This window comes from Actinoplanes sp. NPDC089786 (assembly GCF_040684855.1).
Classification (GTDB): domain Bacteria; phylum Actinomycetota; class Actinomycetes; order Mycobacteriales; family Micromonosporaceae; genus Actinoplanes.
This window is the reverse complement of the sequence record NZ_JBFBGU010000002.1, coordinates 618,358-633,872: the sequence shown is the minus strand read 5'-3', so window position 1 is coordinate 633,872 and position 15,515 is coordinate 618,358. Positions and strand designations below refer to the sequence as shown.

The 15,515-nt window shown below is 68.5% G+C and carries 12 protein-coding genes; 8 read left to right on the top strand and 4 right to left on the bottom strand.

What is annotated here, in order from left to right:
- Positions 1-2 precede the first annotated feature (2 nt).
- Positions 3-2,477, top strand: coding sequence for a hypothetical protein (locus tag AB0O15_RS13705; protein ID WP_364318049.1), 2,475 nt, complete (start codon positions 3-5; stop codon positions 2,475-2,477).
- A gap of 226 nt (positions 2,478-2,703) precedes the next feature.
- Here the strand turns inward: AB0O15_RS13705 and AB0O15_RS13700 are convergent, their stop codons facing one another.
- From AB0O15_RS13700 to AB0O15_RS13690, 3 genes are all read right to left on the bottom strand, one after another.
- On the bottom strand, positions 2,704-4,185 hold the full coding sequence (locus AB0O15_RS13700; protein ID WP_364318048.1) for a hypothetical protein: 1,482 nt from the start codon (positions 4,183-4,185) through the stop codon (positions 2,704-2,706).
- 557 nt (positions 4,186-4,742) lie between these two features.
- Complete coding sequence (locus AB0O15_RS13695) at positions 4,743-6,197, bottom strand: IS1380 family transposase (protein ID WP_364318153.1); 1,455 nt, start codon at positions 6,195-6,197, stop codon at positions 4,743-4,745.
- Between the two features lie 405 nt (positions 6,198-6,602).
- Complete coding sequence (locus tag AB0O15_RS13690) at positions 6,603-6,977, bottom strand: hypothetical protein (protein WP_364318154.1); 375 nt, start codon at positions 6,975-6,977, stop codon at positions 6,603-6,605.
- Between the two features lie 69 nt (positions 6,978-7,046).
- On the opposite strand from AB0O15_RS13690, the gene AB0O15_RS13685 reads away from it, so the two are divergent.
- Genes AB0O15_RS13685 through AB0O15_RS13665 form a run of 5 tightly spaced genes read left to right on the top strand, consistent with a single transcriptional unit; the run spans position 7,047 to position 12,183 of the window.
- Positions 7,047-7,676 (top strand): hypothetical protein, encoded by a 630-nt coding sequence (locus AB0O15_RS13685; protein ID WP_364318046.1) that lies wholly within the window; start codon positions 7,047-7,049, stop codon positions 7,674-7,676.
- 43 nt (positions 7,677-7,719) lie between these two features.
- Positions 7,720-8,262 (top strand): hypothetical protein, encoded by a 543-nt coding sequence (locus AB0O15_RS13680; RefSeq protein ID WP_364318044.1) that lies wholly within the window; start codon positions 7,720-7,722, stop codon positions 8,260-8,262.
- Between the two features lies 1 nt (position 8,263).
- A complete protein-coding gene (locus AB0O15_RS13675) occupies positions 8,264-8,746 on the top strand; it encodes a hypothetical protein (RefSeq protein WP_364318042.1) in 483 nt (160 codons plus the stop codon).
- A 52-nt stretch (positions 8,747-8,798) separates the two neighbouring features.
- Complete coding sequence (locus tag AB0O15_RS13670) at positions 8,799-11,672, top strand: AAA family ATPase (RefSeq protein WP_364318040.1); 2,874 nt, start codon at positions 8,799-8,801, stop codon at positions 11,670-11,672.
- Complete coding sequence (locus tag AB0O15_RS13665; protein WP_364318038.1) at positions 11,599-12,183, top strand: hypothetical protein; 585 nt, start codon at positions 11,599-11,601, stop codon at positions 12,181-12,183. The genes AB0O15_RS13670 and AB0O15_RS13665 overlap by 74 nt, the downstream gene beginning before the upstream one ends.
- Positions 12,184-12,515: 332 nt before the next feature.
- Here AB0O15_RS13665 and AB0O15_RS13660 read toward each other — a convergent pair whose 3' ends face one another.
- Positions 12,516-13,553, bottom strand: a complete 1,038-nt coding sequence (locus tag AB0O15_RS13660) for a site-specific integrase (protein WP_364318036.1) — start codon at positions 13,551-13,553, stop codon at positions 12,516-12,518.
- Positions 13,554-13,707: 154 nt separating this feature from the next.
- On the opposite strand from AB0O15_RS13660, the gene AB0O15_RS13655 reads away from it, so the two are divergent.
- Together AB0O15_RS13655 and AB0O15_RS13650 are read left to right on the top strand one after the other, a co-directional pair.
- Positions 13,708-14,829 (top strand): recombinase family protein, encoded by a 1,122-nt coding sequence (locus AB0O15_RS13655; protein ID WP_364318151.1) that lies wholly within the window; start codon positions 13,708-13,710, stop codon positions 14,827-14,829.
- A 113-nt stretch (positions 14,830-14,942) separates the two neighbouring features.
- Positions 14,943-15,347, top strand: a complete 405-nt coding sequence (locus tag AB0O15_RS13650) for a hypothetical protein (protein WP_364318034.1) — start codon at positions 14,943-14,945, stop codon at positions 15,345-15,347.
- The last annotated feature ends 168 nt before the right edge of the window (positions 15,348-15,515 follow it).

The following is a 15,515-nucleotide window of genomic DNA, read 5'->3' as shown; positions in this document are numbered from 1 at the left end:
CCGTGAATCACGAGGTGCGTTTCCAGCTCGAACACGGGGCAGCCGAGCTGGCGCAAGCCGGCCGGACGGGGGAGTTGCGGGCGCTGCTGCTGAACCTGGACTGGCTGCGGCGCAAACTGGCCGAGTTCGGCCTCGCCGGGCTTGACGCGGACCTGGCCCTGCTCGACGACGACCCCGACGTACGTGGTGTCCGGGTGGCCCTACGGTCGTCAGCCCACGACCTCCAACCGCTACGGCCGGCCGCCGCACTCAAGGCGACCATCCTGTCACGGCTCCCCGCCGGCGGCCCTCGCGAAGCCGTCATGGCCGGCACGGCGCCGGAGAGCCTAGTGCCCCGGCTGGAATCACGCTGGGCCGCCGCGCCGGGCGGCACGCTGATAGCCCGAACCATCCCCGGCCAGGGCGAAGTCACGGCGCTGCTCAGCTTCCCGGACAGCCGACGGCTGCTGCGTTGCGACGAGCACGGGGTGGCGCAGATCTTCGATGTCGGGCTGGGCGAGCTGATCACCACGCTGCCCGGCAGCCGCCGAGCGATCATCTCCGCGTCGATCAGCCCGGACGGTCACACCGTGGCGCTCGGGAACGTCGCCTCCGAGCTGCACCTGTGGTCGCTCGATCCGGTCGAGGGCCTGCCGACGGGCGAGGTCCACGACGTCGTCAAGGGCGGTGCGGTCCGGTGCGCCTTCCTCCCGTCCGGGCAGCGGGTCGCCACGGCGACCGTGGACGGGACCATCCTGCTCTGGGACCTGCGCCTCGGCCTGATCGGCACCCTGGACGCGCCACCGGCGTACGGGCAACGCGACGTCGAGTCCCTGGTGGCCGATCCGGCCGGGCGCTGGCTGGCGGCGCAGTTCAACGGCGACGGCAACGGCGTACACGTTTGGGATCTGGCCTCCCGGCGGCTGATCCAAGCCCGCCGCGACATAGGCCTGCTCGCTGTCGGCGGCCAGGGCCGGCTGATCGTGGCGCACCGCGACGATGTCGTCGGCTGGGACCCGGTCAGCGGCCGGATCACCGAGGTGATCCGGCCTGACTGGCTGTCGCTCGGCGTGCTGGAACGGCTCCGGCGGCACGTGGGCCGGGGCGGACGTTCCACGTGGATCTCACACGCCCTGGCCGATCCCGGCGGCTCGTGGCTGGCCCGGGTCGAGCAGCTGGAGACGACCAGCGGCGACGCGGTGCAACGGGGTGCCACGCTCCGGATCCACCCTCGTCATGGCGGCACGGACCAGCAGTGCCATATACCCGGTGAGGTCGCCGCGACGATCTGCGGGCCCGCGGGTTCCTGGCTGGCGGTCGGTTCCGACCGCGGATACGCCGAGGGCGGGGTCTATCTGTGGATGCCCGGCGACCAGATCCGCCCGATCGGTGCGCACGCCGGCCCGGTGACCATCGGGACGGCCGGCAGCCGCGGTGACTGGCTCGCCACCGCGGACCGGCACGGCACGACCCGGTTGTGGCCGATCGGCTCCGGCGCTCCGGCGGCCCGCCCGGAGGCGTTCCGCCGTTCGACGGTGAGCTGCCGGGCACCGGCCGGGGCGAGCTGGTTCGCGGTCATCGACACCGACCGGACGGCGACGATTGCCGACGCCACCAGTGGGGCCGTCCGCTACGAATTGAACAGCCGCGAGCGGATCACCTTCATCAACGGCTACGTCTTCACCTGCGTGGTCTCTCCGGACGGCCGGTGGCTGGCCACCGCGGACGACGACGGCACCGTGTACTTCTGGAACCCGGCCACCGGTGCGCGCGTGGCCACCGGCCAGGGTCACTCGGACCAGGTGATCGCCTCCGCCGCCACACCGGGCTGGCTCGCCACCGTTGAACACGGCGGCACCGTCCTGGTGTGGTCGCCGACGACCGGCCGGGCCGGTGCCAAGTTCGAGCTCGGGCCGGGGCAACACCGGTTCTGCCGGGCGGACGCCGGGGCTGGCTGGCTGGCCGTGGGCGGAGCCGACACCGGCCTGCACATCCTCTTCCCGTACGCCCCGGCCGAACGCCGCCGGGTGACGTTGCCCGCCGCGCTGACCGCTCTGGACGTACGCGACGGCCAGCTTCTCGCCGGGGACGCGTCCGGCGCCGTCCATCTGATCGACCCGGCAACCGGGCAGTCGGTCCTGATCCACCGGATGCCCGCCCCGGTCACCCAGCTGATCGTCAGCGCGGCGTGGACCGGATACGTCGCCCGGCCCGACGATGGCGACCAGGCGCAGATCCACATCGCCGGGGCGGGGCCGCTCATCGTCATCGACCGCAACGTTGAGCCGATCAGCGCCGCTGCGGCGAGCCCTGGCGGCCGCTACCTGGCCACCGTCAGCGACCGCCGCACGTTGCGGATCTGGAATCCGCAGATTGGGAAGGCGGTCGCCGGGCTGCGGCTCGACGGCGCTCTGGCGGATGTGGCCTGGCTCGCACCGGACGGCCCGGTAGTGGCGGTAGGAAACCGGGGTGTCGAGCTGCTGCGGCTGGTGCTCTAACGGTCGCCGTGGCCGCAGATGAGGGGAGCGGAGGACCAGCAACTACCTGCTGCGTATGAGGAACGGCGTTCCCGCAGGTGCCGAGATCTTCTGGATGCCGGAGCAAGCCGCGACCAGGAAGTCGCAGCTGTCTCGAGTGACGTCATAGTCTTCGTCCGGCTCGAGAAAGTGGTTGGCCAGGCCGCTGGAGGCTAAACAGACACTTCGACACACACGCTGTTGCGGCTCACCCGGCGTCGTCCTGGTCATCCTCGTCGAACAACTCGACAAGGTCGGGGCGACCAATGGCTCGCAGCGCGTCGCGGAGTTCGGCCAGTCGGCCGCGGGCCTCCAGCCATTCCCAGATCGGTCGCGCCTCGCCGCCCATAGCGAACCTGGCCTGGCTGTAGACAGGAATACCGAGTAAATCGGCGATATCGCGCCAGTCGTCGCCGAGCCGCTGGGAGAACGCCACCTTGACCCGACCGCTGAACGTCTCTCGGGTGGGCCGGTGCGGCGACATCTCCACCGGCGGCTCCGGCGGGATGGTGGCCACCGCTGCGGACTGGCCTTGCGGCACCTCATCGAGCAACGGGTGCAACGCCAACGCCGCCACTTCGAGGTGCCACAGGCGGTCGTCGATGGACTGGTCGGCACGGGCGACCGTGCGCATCGCCGCCGCGGCGAGCACCAGGCGTTGTTGCTGAGCCCAGTCCCATACCACCAAACGGCGGGTGCTCGCCCACATCGCAGCCGCTCTCCAGATCGGCTCGACAACCGACAGGCAGCCTGCGAGGGCCGGGGCCGGCCGGTACTCGTCGGGCGCGACGACCAACTCGGCCAGACCGGACCGGATCGCCGACCCGGGCACTAGTGATCGCAGCCAGTGAGCGCAAATAGATAGCAGCAATTTCGACGGGTCGCGCGACACCGCCATAGTGGTCGAGAACCGGCCGTAGTCGATGAGCTGGAACCGGTCCGCCTGCACCACGCCACGTGACACTGGCACAAGGATGTTGCCCAGGTTCAGGTCACCGTGTCCCCGGCCACGAAACAACATCAACTCCGGTCCGCCCTCAACGCCGTCGGTCAACAGCCGGAAAGGGTTGGGCAGGTCGCTGCGCCGAGCCGGCAGAGTGACAGTAGTGGCGCCGGCGCTCAACCCGATCTGTGCGGCGAACGCTCCCAACGCGTCTTTCTTGCCAGCCAGGTCCGTGCGCAGATATGCGCCCGGAGTCACCGTGTCCATGGGTGGATCGTCACGGTCCGGGTTCCACCCGGTCGTCATCGCGCGAATGATCGTCTCGCAGTAAGCGGAAAATTCGGCATCGTCAATGAGCAGGTTCAGCGGCGCCAGTGTCGCGACGTCGACCTGCGCGAAGTCCTGCAAGTGCAACCAGTACCCGGTCGCGCCAGGCAGCGGCTCGGCCCGCGACGTTTGGACCAGGTGTGCCTCGACAAACTCTGTCGGTCCTGCGTGCTGGGCAAGCTGCACTGCACTCGACTCGGCCTTGGCCAGTTCGGGCGGGACGAGCTTCACCACACCGCCGCGCAGCCGATTGGGGTGCTGCATAAGCACTACCGCGACGTACGAGCCGCTCGCGCCGCCGACTAGCCACCGACGGTGCCGCAAGTCGAACGGCTGCCCCTCAACCCACTCCGTCAAAGCGGCAAGGAGCTTCTCAGGGAGCCTGTCTTCCCATGCCGCGGGATTGACCAGTTTGCCCACCACATGCCTCCCTGCGAAGACTTGTGCTAACGGAGCAACCTTACTGACGCGCGGACCGGGGAGCCAGGTGTTGAGCGAACACCTGGCCACGCAGAGTCAGGATGAACCTGAACGAGTGATTTCCGACTTGCCCCCTACAGGGTTTACAGCATAGGGCCGCGACGGAACCTGTACTGCTCGTCGGGCCGCATACCGAGCAGATCGGCGAACTCGGGCAAGCTGCCGTGCAGGTGTCGGCAGAAGGTCACCATGACGCGGCCAGGGTACGGAGGGATGTTGGTCGCAGTGGGACCGTCCGGCCGTGGCGGTGACGCACGCATCGTATGCTGCACGGTCAGTGGACCGCGTAGTCGAGAGGCACCAGCAGCGCGCCGCCTAGGTGGCTGGTGTTAACCTCCGTCTTTCATTAAGCCGTGCGGGTTGGTCGGGTGTGCTGATCGTGGTGGTTTCGGTTCTGGTGATGTGGCTGCGGGCAGGCGGTGTCGCCCGGTCGTAGGCCGGGTTGCTCCGTGGTCCTTGTTGTCGGTGCGGTGGAATTCGTTGTGCGGAATTCGTTGTCAGGTAACAGGTTCGGGTAGGGCGGCGAGGCGTTCGAAGGCTCGGACGAGGTCGGTGGTCCAAGGCCAGCCGGCGGCGATGCGCAGGGTGGTGGTGCGGGCGGTGCGGGTCAGTTTCGCGGCGACGTGCAGCAGCCGGTAGCGCAGTTTCTTCGGCTCGGCGGCGGCCATCGCGCCGTCCAGGAGCAGAGCTTGGGTCCAGCTGAGCAGGTCGATGCCGGTCAGGGCGAGTTCCAGCCACGCCTGGTTGATCGCGAACTGGCGGGACGGGAACCGGCCGAACCCGGTGGTCTTGCCGGTGCGGATCCGGTCCTCGACCCGGGCATGCGCGCGGTGCCGGACTTCCAGAAACTGGATCGAACCATGCCCGACTGGTGTGTCGGTGGCGAAGACCTGATGCCGTTTGCCGTTGATCGTGTCGAACAGCGACAATTGCGCGCCTGGGTGCGGGCGTTCGCGGCGGCAGATCAGCCGGGTGCCGGCCGGGAACGAGGCCAGCAGGCCGGCATCGGTCAGGTCGGTGAGCTCGACGATTTCGGCGCCGTCGCGGGGGCTGCCGTCACCATCGAGCGCCGCCACCCACTCTTGCGCGGCGGTGATCGCAGTCCGGACCGGTTCGGTGATCGCGACCCCGACGGAGAACTCAGTCTGCAAACCCTGTTCACGCAGGCCGCGGAGGTGGGCGAGGAACTCGTGGCTGCTGCCCGCCGAGTCGGACCGGATGAGGATCGGGTTGCCGTAGCGGTGGCGTTCGGGGATCTGCTGCAGGGCCTGGCCCAGGACGGTGATGTGGTCAGCGGCGGTATTGCTGCCGGCGTTGCCGGGACGCAGCATCCCGGCCAGTGCTTCGCCGGTGGCGTCGAGGAAACACAGCAGCGGGTGGAACCCGAAGCTGTGTTTCCAGGTCGCCGCAGCCGATTCCTTCTCCGAATGGGCCAGGACGATCGTCGCGTCGAGGTCCAGCACGAACCCCGGCAGCCTGCGGCCCAGGATCGTGGTCGCGGGCAAGCTGCGGCGGGTCTCGAGCAGCTGAGTCCAGGCCAGTTCCCGGGCGGCGGCGCGAGCGGCCCGTAACCGGGCCAGCGCCGGGGTGTCGATCCCGTCGAGGACCCGCCACGCGGTCGGGTCCGAGGCCACCGGCCCGAATAAGCTCGGCTGCTGCCGCAACACCGCGAGATCGCTGATGGCTTCGCCGCCGTCGGCCAGCAGCACCGCCAGATCGACCGCGACACGGCCCGGCTCATAAGCCGACCGGCGCACCCGCCCCAGCCCGAGCGCTTCAACGAAACCGCTGGTCAAGCCTGCCTTCTCGGCCAGATCGGTGAGCAGGCGGGTGCCGGCATGACCGACCACCCCGCGAGCACCACCGGCGACGACAATCCGCGGACGCGTACGAGTACCCTGCACTCTGAAGGTGCCTTCCGTGCGGGACGATCTTGACTCTAGACAAGGCAGATCATCCCAGATCAGAAGGCACTTTCGCGTTCCAGGACCCCGCCACCCGCCACCCTTACTGAACGGCCGAGGTTAAACGATGGCTTGCCACGGTGTGGCAGTCATCGTTTTCTATCTATATAGATAGTTTCTGGTGATCGCGTTGGGTAGGGCGTCGCAGCAGCTCGATCTCCCGATCCGATCGGCCGGTTTCTGTAGCGAGACACTGCCGCCGAACCCGATCTTCGTGTTCCTGCACGCTCACCGTGACCGGCTGTCCCGTTGGCCGATCACTGAACTGTTCGCGCAGGTCGGGCGGCGCTCGGTCCCGGCGTGGGTGGCGGCGGTCGTGATGGTGTTGCAGCGGTTGGATGGGTTGTCGGACCGCGAAGCGGTCGACCGGTTTACCTTCGACGCCTGCTGGCGCTATGCCGCCGGGGAGGTGGCTGGGCAGCGGGCGGGCAGGGTGCGCCCACATCGTGCTGGTCGACATGCGCGAACGGCTAGGCTGCCAGAACTCCCTTGGAGTGAACTCTTGGCCCGCTGGACGCCGAGCGTCTCGGCCTCGGCGATGTTCGGCGGTAGCAGCATGAGCACGACATGGCCCAAACGGCCGTGGTCGGCGTTGAGGCGGACGATCGCGACGTAGGACCCTGTGCGGCGGGCCGTCAGCCGGCGTACGTGCTTGATGCGGAACGGCTGCGCAGTGGACAAGGCCAGGGAGCCGGCGAAGAACTCCCTCCGCAGCGCGGCCTCCCAGATCTCCGGCTCCAGCAGTCGGTCACCGGCACTGGTTGTCATCCCAGTCTTCTTTCCGCACGATGGTTGGCGAGACCGGAAGGCGTACTACAACGTAGCACCGGAGGCCGGATGACACCCTTTCTCGCACGGGCGAAACGGGCGACCGCGGAACGTAATAATGATCTCGGCCAACCCTCTGACGCGGACCGGCTCGCCATGCTCAAGTGGCACCTGGATCGTTATGATCGACTGCGGTCGTCGACCGTCACCAGAGCCTCCGTCGTGTTGAGTGCCGGCGCGATTTTGTCAGCGGGAAACGCGCTGCTCGTCGGCCAGGTGCTGGGGTCGACTTCGCCGTGGATCACCGAATGGGGGTGGCGCCTTGCAATCACGATCGCGATTCTCGCCAGCTCCGTTCTCGTCGTCTCCTCGTTGATCAAGGCGGCCGGCGTGCTGCTCACTCGGCGTGCCAGCCGAGAGTTCTTTCCGATTCTCCGCGAGATCCCGGTCGGACCGATCTTCAACAGCTCGGACACTGTGGAAAAGATCAGGACCTTTGCCGCTTTTCGGGTGGCCACTCGCGCCAGCTTCGAAGCGATGGGCGACGCCGCGGAAGTGGATCTGTGGGTTTGTATCCACCAGCACCGGTATCGGTATGCGCGGTTACGTACTGCGGTCCGCCTGCTCCGCTACGCGGCATTGGCTTTCTTGGCGATCCTGATCAGCGTGCTGGCCGCCAACCTCGCGTACACGATGTGACAAAGGGAGCGACATCGTGTCCGAACCAGTCACCTTCAGCGGGATGGCCAAGTTTCAGATCTGCAAGCGACTGGGCAGCAATTGGCACGACCTGGCCGATGTGCTCGAGATACCCCTGTACGAGCGCGGGTTCACGCCCGGGCGTGAACCGCAAGGGGTCTGGGAGTGGCTGGAGCAGCGCGAAGGGCTGGCCATCCTGCCGGAGAAGCTCATCGAGATCGGCCGGCCCGAGCTGGCCAAGCGGTTGGGGGCGGAGCGCGCCATGCGCCCGGCCGAGGACCAGCCAGCGGAACCGATCGTCACCGCTTTCGCCCGGAACGACCTGCTGGCCGAGCTGAGCGCGCTCGACCTCGAGCCGACCGACTGGTGCCTGCTCGCCTCGCGGGTCGCCACCGTGCGGGAGCATCTGGCAGCGTACGCAGAGGAGTCCGCCAACGACGGGAGTTCGGCGGCTCTCGCCGTCGAACTCGACGAGGTCCTCGGGCACTTGGCAACCGAACCCGCCGGCGTCGACGACTGGCGCGTCGCACGCGAGGTGCGGGACGCCCTCAGGGATCGGCTCGCCGCAGCGTGGCGGCCGGACTGACGTGCCGGCCTCCGGCGACTACCGCGCTCATCTCGATGCCATCAACGGCAAGGTAGCCGGCCTTCGCGCGGTCACGCACGACGCCGAGGCGTTGGGCGCCACGTCGCCCACCGTGCTGTCTGCACGCATCGACGCGGTGGAGGAGGAGCTTGCGGCATTGCTGAAGGGCGCGGATCGGTCGGTAGCGCCGGCCTGGGCGAAGCCGGCGAAGGACTTCCACGACGAGGCCGGCCTAGTCCGTCCCGTCCGCCGGTCCCGTCCGTCGCGGCACGGCAGCCTCATCGCGTACATGAAGGCCCTTCGAGACGTGGCTCGGCTGTTGTCGGACGTGCTCGAGCGGATCGAGCAGATGGTCGCCTCGGAGCAGGTCCGGCTGGCCCGACGCCGTTCTGAGCTGCGACGCCGGGCAACGCGGACCGTCGTGAGCCTCGACATCAGCTTGGCCGACCAGGAGGAGCTCCGACGTGCCGCGGACGGGTCCTGAGCCGTACCGGCGGTGTGGTGCACTGCCGGTGGCGACGGGCCATGATTGATCCATGTATTCCGGGGCGGTCAAGGTCCAGATCGGGCAGCGGCTTGGGAACAGTTGGGGCGATCTGGCTGACTGGCTGGAAATCCCGCAGTCCGATCGTGCGCAGTTCCGGCCCGGATACGAGCCGCAGGAGATCTGGGAGTGGTTGGAGCTTCGCGAACGGCTGAGCGAGTTGCGTCCAGCGTTGCTCGCCATCGAACGGGACGATCTCGCGTGGCTGCTCCAGCCGGATGAATCCGAGCAGTGGCGACAGGTCCTCACGCTGCCCACCGACGGCACGCAGCCGGACGGGTTCTTCGCCGGACGGGAAAACGCGCTCAATCACATCATGGACTGGCTGACCCGCCCTCGAAGCAAGCCGGTCTGCATCGTCACCGGTGACCCAGGCTCCGGCAAATCGGCGGTCCTGGCCTGGTTCGCGTTGCGGGGGCGGCGACCCGATCCGGTCGGTGCCCGCATCACCGAGCCGCCGACCGAGCCGATCGTGGCGGCGGTGGACGCCCGCGGTCTGGCGGCCGAGGACGTACTCAAGAGGCTGGCCGACCAGGTGGGTTCGGCCGCCGCGAGCTTTCGCGAGCTCTGGGACACGCTGGCCACGCGCCCCGGCCCGGCCGGGGTGGTGCTGGACAGCGTCGACGAGAGCAGCGATCCGGGCCGCCTGCTGCGCCAGGCACAAACCGCACTGCGATCCGGTACCCACCCGCGCGTCCGGCTGCTCATCGGCGTCCGCCGGCCGCTGACACCGCGTCACCCCACCGCAACGGTCGACCTGGTCGATCTCGACGAGGAGTTCGCCGACCCGGCCGCGGTGCTGGCCTGTGCTTCCCGCATTCTCCGACGGCATCCGACATTCCAGGTGTCCGAGACCCGGGTCAACCGGGTCGCCGCCGCGATCGCGGACGCCGCGAACAGATCCTTCCTGGTCGCCGGGCTTAGCGCCGCCGCACTGGTTGAGCGAGGAGTGCTGCCGGAGCCGGAGACGCGGTTCCCGCAGGAAGTCGGTGAGGCCATGCAGGGATACCTCGACGCCGTGCGGGTCGACCGGCGCCAGACGGAAGATCTGCTGCGGCCCTTGGCGTATGCGAAGGGTCTGGGTCTTCCGATGGACCAGTGGATCCAGCTGGCCGGCGAGCTGGCCGGCGCTCCTGGCGGCTACACCCGGGATAACATCAGGGAGTTGCTCACCGGCCCCGTCGCTGCCTTCGTAGTCGTCGCCCGCACCCAACCGACCGACGAAGCGGGCAGCCGGGCCGCCTACCGGCTGTTCCACGAAGCGCTCGACGAGCACCTGCACGCGCTCGAACCGGCCTTCCCAGAGGCACCGCGCCCGGGAGCGGAGGCGCGCGAGACGATCGCGCTGGTGCTCTGGCCCGCCCGGTGGGACCACATGGCGGATTACGTACGGGATCATCTCGCCGACCACGCGGTCGGGACGACCGTCCTCACCCAGCTGATCCACTCATCTGCCTTCCTGGTTCGCGCCGACCCGGCGTCGGTTCTGCGGGCGCTGCCCCGGATCGTCGAGGGCGACCTCACGGCCGCGCAGGCGTATGAGAGCGTTGTCCACCACCTCCACGCCGGGGTCTCCACCGAGGAGCGGTACGCCTACCTGGTGCTGGCCGCCCATCGAGTCGCCGACACTGCGCTGGCCGTCGAGTGGGAGCGAGACGCCCCGCGCGCCTCCTGGTGGCCACTGGCGGCGCTCTGGAGACGTACGGCTCGCAGCCGGATCATCCGCCGGCACGAGGGCGCAGTGGTATGTGTCGCTGCGGCCCGGCCGCTCGGCGAAAATGTCGTGGCGAGCACAGACTCGGCGGGAGCGGTAGCGATCAGCGGCGTCGCGGACTCGATCGGTAAGTCGCCAGACCCGATCGTCGTCTCCGATCAGCCGATCGAGGCGGCCGCCGTCGCCGTGATCGACGGCCTGCCCCTGCTGGTCGTCGGCGACGAAGGCGGGGCCTTGCACACGATCGACCTGCCGGGCACCGCGGTGGACCCGCTCGGTCCGGCCGACGGAGCGGGAGTCAGCGCGCTCGCCTGGGACACGAGCAGCTCCGACCAGGTTGTGCTCGGCCGCCGGGACGGCACGCTCGCCACCCGCACGCTCTTCCGGTCCGTCGAGCCCGCCGCCGGCCGAGCCGGGACTGCCGAGGTGTTCGCCCTGGCACCGATCGGACAGCAGCGGTTCCTGGGGGCTACGGGTGACGGCCGCTTGTTCCTCTGGGACATCCCAGGCGAAGCGATCACCCCGGTGGGGGAGGCACTCCCGCGGACGACCGCGCTGGCCGCCGCAGAGGATGCGGTGGTGACCGGGCACGACGACGGCAGCGTCCGGTACTGGCCGGCCGAGACGGGACGGCTCGGGGAACCGCTGGCGCTCGGGCCGGACCAGGTGCGTCCTCCGCAGCGACGCACGGGCGAGGCGCCGGCCGTCGTCGCGGTGGGTGCCGCACGGCCGAGCGGCCGGCTGGTGGTCCTGGCCGCCGACGAGGAGGACGAGATCGCGGTGGTCGACGTGGCTACCGGCAGGTGCTGGGAGGATGGGCTCAGCGGGCACGAGGGGCCGGTCTGGGCCTTGGCCACCTTCACCGCGGGCGACCGCACCATAGTCGCGGCGGGCGGCGAGGACGAGACGGTACGACTTTGGCAGCTCGACGATCTCGCGGTTCCGGCTGCCGGGCGTACGTTTCTGGCCCGCCCCTGGTCGCCGATGCGCCTGATCGAGCATCGCGACCGACTGCCTGCTCTGCCTGGCCATCGGTGGCACCGCCGACTTCGCGGTTCTGGACGCGCTGACCGGAGAGATGGTCGACGGTCCGCACCGCACTTCCGGCGATCAGGACCTGACCGCGGCCTGCTTCGCGATGCTGTCCGGTGAGCTCGGCTACATGATCGGCACCGGCTCCGGTCGCGTGGGGATGGGTCTCCTCGGTGGAACGGCTACGTGGGCCGCGCTCCCGGAGCAGGAGTGGATCGCCGATGTGCTGGTCACCGGGATCATCCGGGTCGTGCGAGCCGACGGGCGGGTTCTCGCCTTCGACCTCGACCTGCAGCGGCTCCCGGCCCACGATCTGGAGCTCGGGGGCGACGAGAAGGTCATTCGAGCCAGGCTCGACGGCCCCGACCATCTCGTGCTGACCCGCTACTCAGGGCGGACCGACCGCTGGAACCTGTGGACCGGCCGGCCGGCGCCGGCCAACGGCATCCCGCAAGTCAGCGGCGATGAATCGGGCTGGGTGACCGTCGGCGGGGTGCGGGTCGACGTCGGCGCCGCGGTCCGAGACCTGCTGCAGTTGGCGGACGGCAGGATCGCGGTCGCCACCGGGCTGGGGATCGTGCTGCTCGCTGCGAACGGATGTGGTCATTCCAACGGATACGATGCGAGCTGACCTGATGTAGACAGTCCTGCTGCGTCCGTACGCTGACAGCTACCTCGTTTCATCAGAATGTCATACCCTCCCGGGTATGTAGCTGACAGAGAACGTCTGCTCAGGAACGCGCGAAGCGCAAAAGCTGAAGCCTCGCCCGCAAAGAGTCGCATGCCTAATTTGGCATGCGGCAGCGAAACTGACTGCCGATTTCGCTGACCCGATAATTGCCCTCCGACCGCAATCCGAATCCGACTTGTACAGCGCACTCATCTCGGCAGATCAGTGCGATCTACACCTATGCATGTGTGCGCAACGATCGTGGTGTTGCGTCGGCTTGAACACCACTGGCCTCATCTGGCTTGGAAGCCCAGCTGGTCCATGGAGGTCGCGAGCGGGTGTGGCTGGCCGGTGAGGGCGGCCAGTGCGGTGGCGACGGCTTGCAGGTCGGCCTTGATGTAGGTGGTGGTTGCCGGGCCGGTTTTGTCGGTGTGGCCGGCGTAGGCGCGGGCGATGCCGTAGCCGAAGTTGCGCTCGACCCAGGTCAGGGTGGTGTGGCGCAACCAATGGGTCGAGACTCCTTGCGCTGCGACCCACGGCAGCCGCCCACCGATCCGGGTCCACAGGTGGTCGTAGCGGCGTGAGGTGAGCGGCCGTCCGTCGCGGTAGCGCAGTAGCGCGTCGTCGGGTGATCGGGCGCCGCGCAGGTCGGCGTGCTCGATCAAGTGGGTGGCGAGGTCGAGGGTGATGGGTTGCCAGCGCAGCGTCTCGCCCTTCTCCCGCAGCCGCAGAAGTCCTTGCTGCACGTCCACATCCCGCAGCCGGAGTGCGAGGGCCCCGCCGCGGCGGCAGGCTGTCTCGGTGTGCAGGCGCAGCAGGAGGGCGTCGAGGGCGGTGTCGTTGCCGCTGGTGCGGGCGACGGCGTTGATCTCGGAGAGTTCGTGGGTGGTCAGTGCTCGTCGTGGGCTGGGTAGTCGCCGTGGTTTGGCGACCTGGTGGGCGGGACTGGAGCCGGCGGGGATGAGGCCGTCGGCGATGGCGCGGCTGTAGAAGGCGCGGGCGGCGGCGATGGCGTGTTCGCCGGCGTGCCGTCCGCCGCGTCCGTTACGCCGCGGTACGGCCTTCGTGGCTACGGCGCGTTGCAGAGCTTCGACATCGGTGGCCCGGATGTCGTCGAGACGGCGGTCGCCCCATCTGCGGGCCATGCGTTGCCAGTAGGTGCCGTAGGTCCGTTGTGCGCCGGGCCCGGCGGCGTCTTGTACGCGCGGCAGGTACTCGGCGACCGTGGGCATTGCGGGTGCGGGCCGGTGGTCGGCTCGGAGTTGGTCCACGGTGACGCCGAGCTCGGCCAGGATGCGGCGGGCCTGATCCAGACGATCGCGATCATTCATCGGACGGTCCGGTGGCCCGCCTGCGGTAGTGCCCGATCAGGAGGGTCACCATCAGACTCGGCGGATGCACGATCAACGTCCCACGGTCGGGTACCGCCATAAACAGAACCTGGGTTAGGCGAAGATGCTCCAGGCCCGGCTGTAACACAACCGGATCTTCGCTGAGTACGTCACTGGGCGCGGAATGACGTCGATCGCAAGAGGGCTCACCCAAGACGGCATCGTGTGTCCGTCTGCCTACGACCGGGCGCGCAACCCGCACCGCCACACGCGGGTGTGGGAGACGACCGCAGTCCGGGCCATCCTCCAGAACCCCCGCTACACCGGGCGGCAGGTGTGGAACCGGGTCCGCACCGACGAAGTGTTGATCAACGTCGAGGACATCGCGCTCGGTCATGAGAACCGGCATCGCTGGAACGACCCGAGCGAGTGGGTGTGGTCGAAGGCTGAGTCGCACGAGCCGTTGATCACGACCGAGACCTACGAGCGCGCCCAGCAGACGATCAAGAAGCGCGGGACCCGCGGGGAGAGCGGCAAGGCGCCCCGGCACACCAGCCACCCCTACCTGTTCCGCGGCCTCATCTGCTGCGGCCTCTGCGGCCGGAAGATGGTCGGGAACCCCAACCACGGACGCCTCTACTACCGGTGTACCGCGAGCCGGGACTTCGCCCGCCAGCACAAGATCAGTCACCCACCCGCGCTCTACCTCCGCGAGGACACACTGACCGACCCGATCGACCGCTTCCTCCGAGACGAACTCACTGGCCGGACGCTCGCAGACAACCTGCGCCAGGTCGCTGACGCTGAGTATCGAGCCGCGCTCGCGGCTCACGACGCAACCGGGGAGATCGAGAAGCTACGTCAGACCATTGCTGACACCGAGGTCAAGATCGACCGCTATCGGGCCACGCTCGACGCCGGAGGCGACCCGGCGCTTATCGCCAGCTGGATCTCCGAGGCCACCGCGATCAAGAAGACGGCCCAGGCGCGGCTCGGGCTGACCGAGGCGCAGCCGCAGCGCATGACCGGAGACCAGCTCGACAGCATCGCCGAGGCGTTCAAGGATCTTCTCGGGTTGCTCCGCGGGGCCGACCCGCGGGACAAGGCGGAGCTGTACAGCCGCATCGGGCTGAGGATGACCTACCGGCCTGGCCCGGAAACAGTGATCGCCGAGGTCGTAACCTCGGCGACTCGTGTCTTTGATTGGTGTCCGAGGCCCAACACGAGGGATATTCATACCGCGATCGCGGTGCGCGAGTTGCCGATTTCAGCGTAGCCCTCGGCTTATGTGCTCGTCCCGCCTGTCACCCCTTCGTGGGGACTGGCCCTCGGTTGGTCTCGTGGGCACGCGGCTCGGCCACCCCGGCATCTCGACGTCGGGACGCGGAGATGTTCCAGGACGTCCGGACGGACAGGGTGCTCGTCTCCGAGCTTGCGCTGGAGGCTCGTCGTCATGGGTGGCGCGACGGGAGGACTTGCATGTTGCGAGAGGACTTGCTGGCGCTGATCGTGGATCTGCCGGCCGGCATCGAGGTGGGTATCCGACTCGGAGGGGAACTCTTCGGAATCGAGACGGTCGAGCACTTGCCCGCTGACGGCGAGATCTTCGCGATGTTGACGTGCGCATCTGCGGATGTCCGCTCGATGTTGCATGACTGGGGATACGAATCCGATCAGATCAAGCTCATCATGGCTGGGAGGTGGTCGGGCGGCCTGCCTGTACCTGAGCCGAGAGAGGTCAGGGCCGCTGAGCCCAACACGAAGGACACTCACACCGAAATTTGCCGAGCGTGAGCTCGTGATTTGACGCCAATTCACAGCACAGTCCCGTTGGCGCCATGCTGCCGTGGCGAGGGGACCGTGGCAGTCTTGGATGGAACGGGCAGAGTATCGGCACCTCAGGGTCCAGGGAATGTTGAGCTGCCACAGCACTTTCGGATGGTGGGCCTCGCAGATGAACCG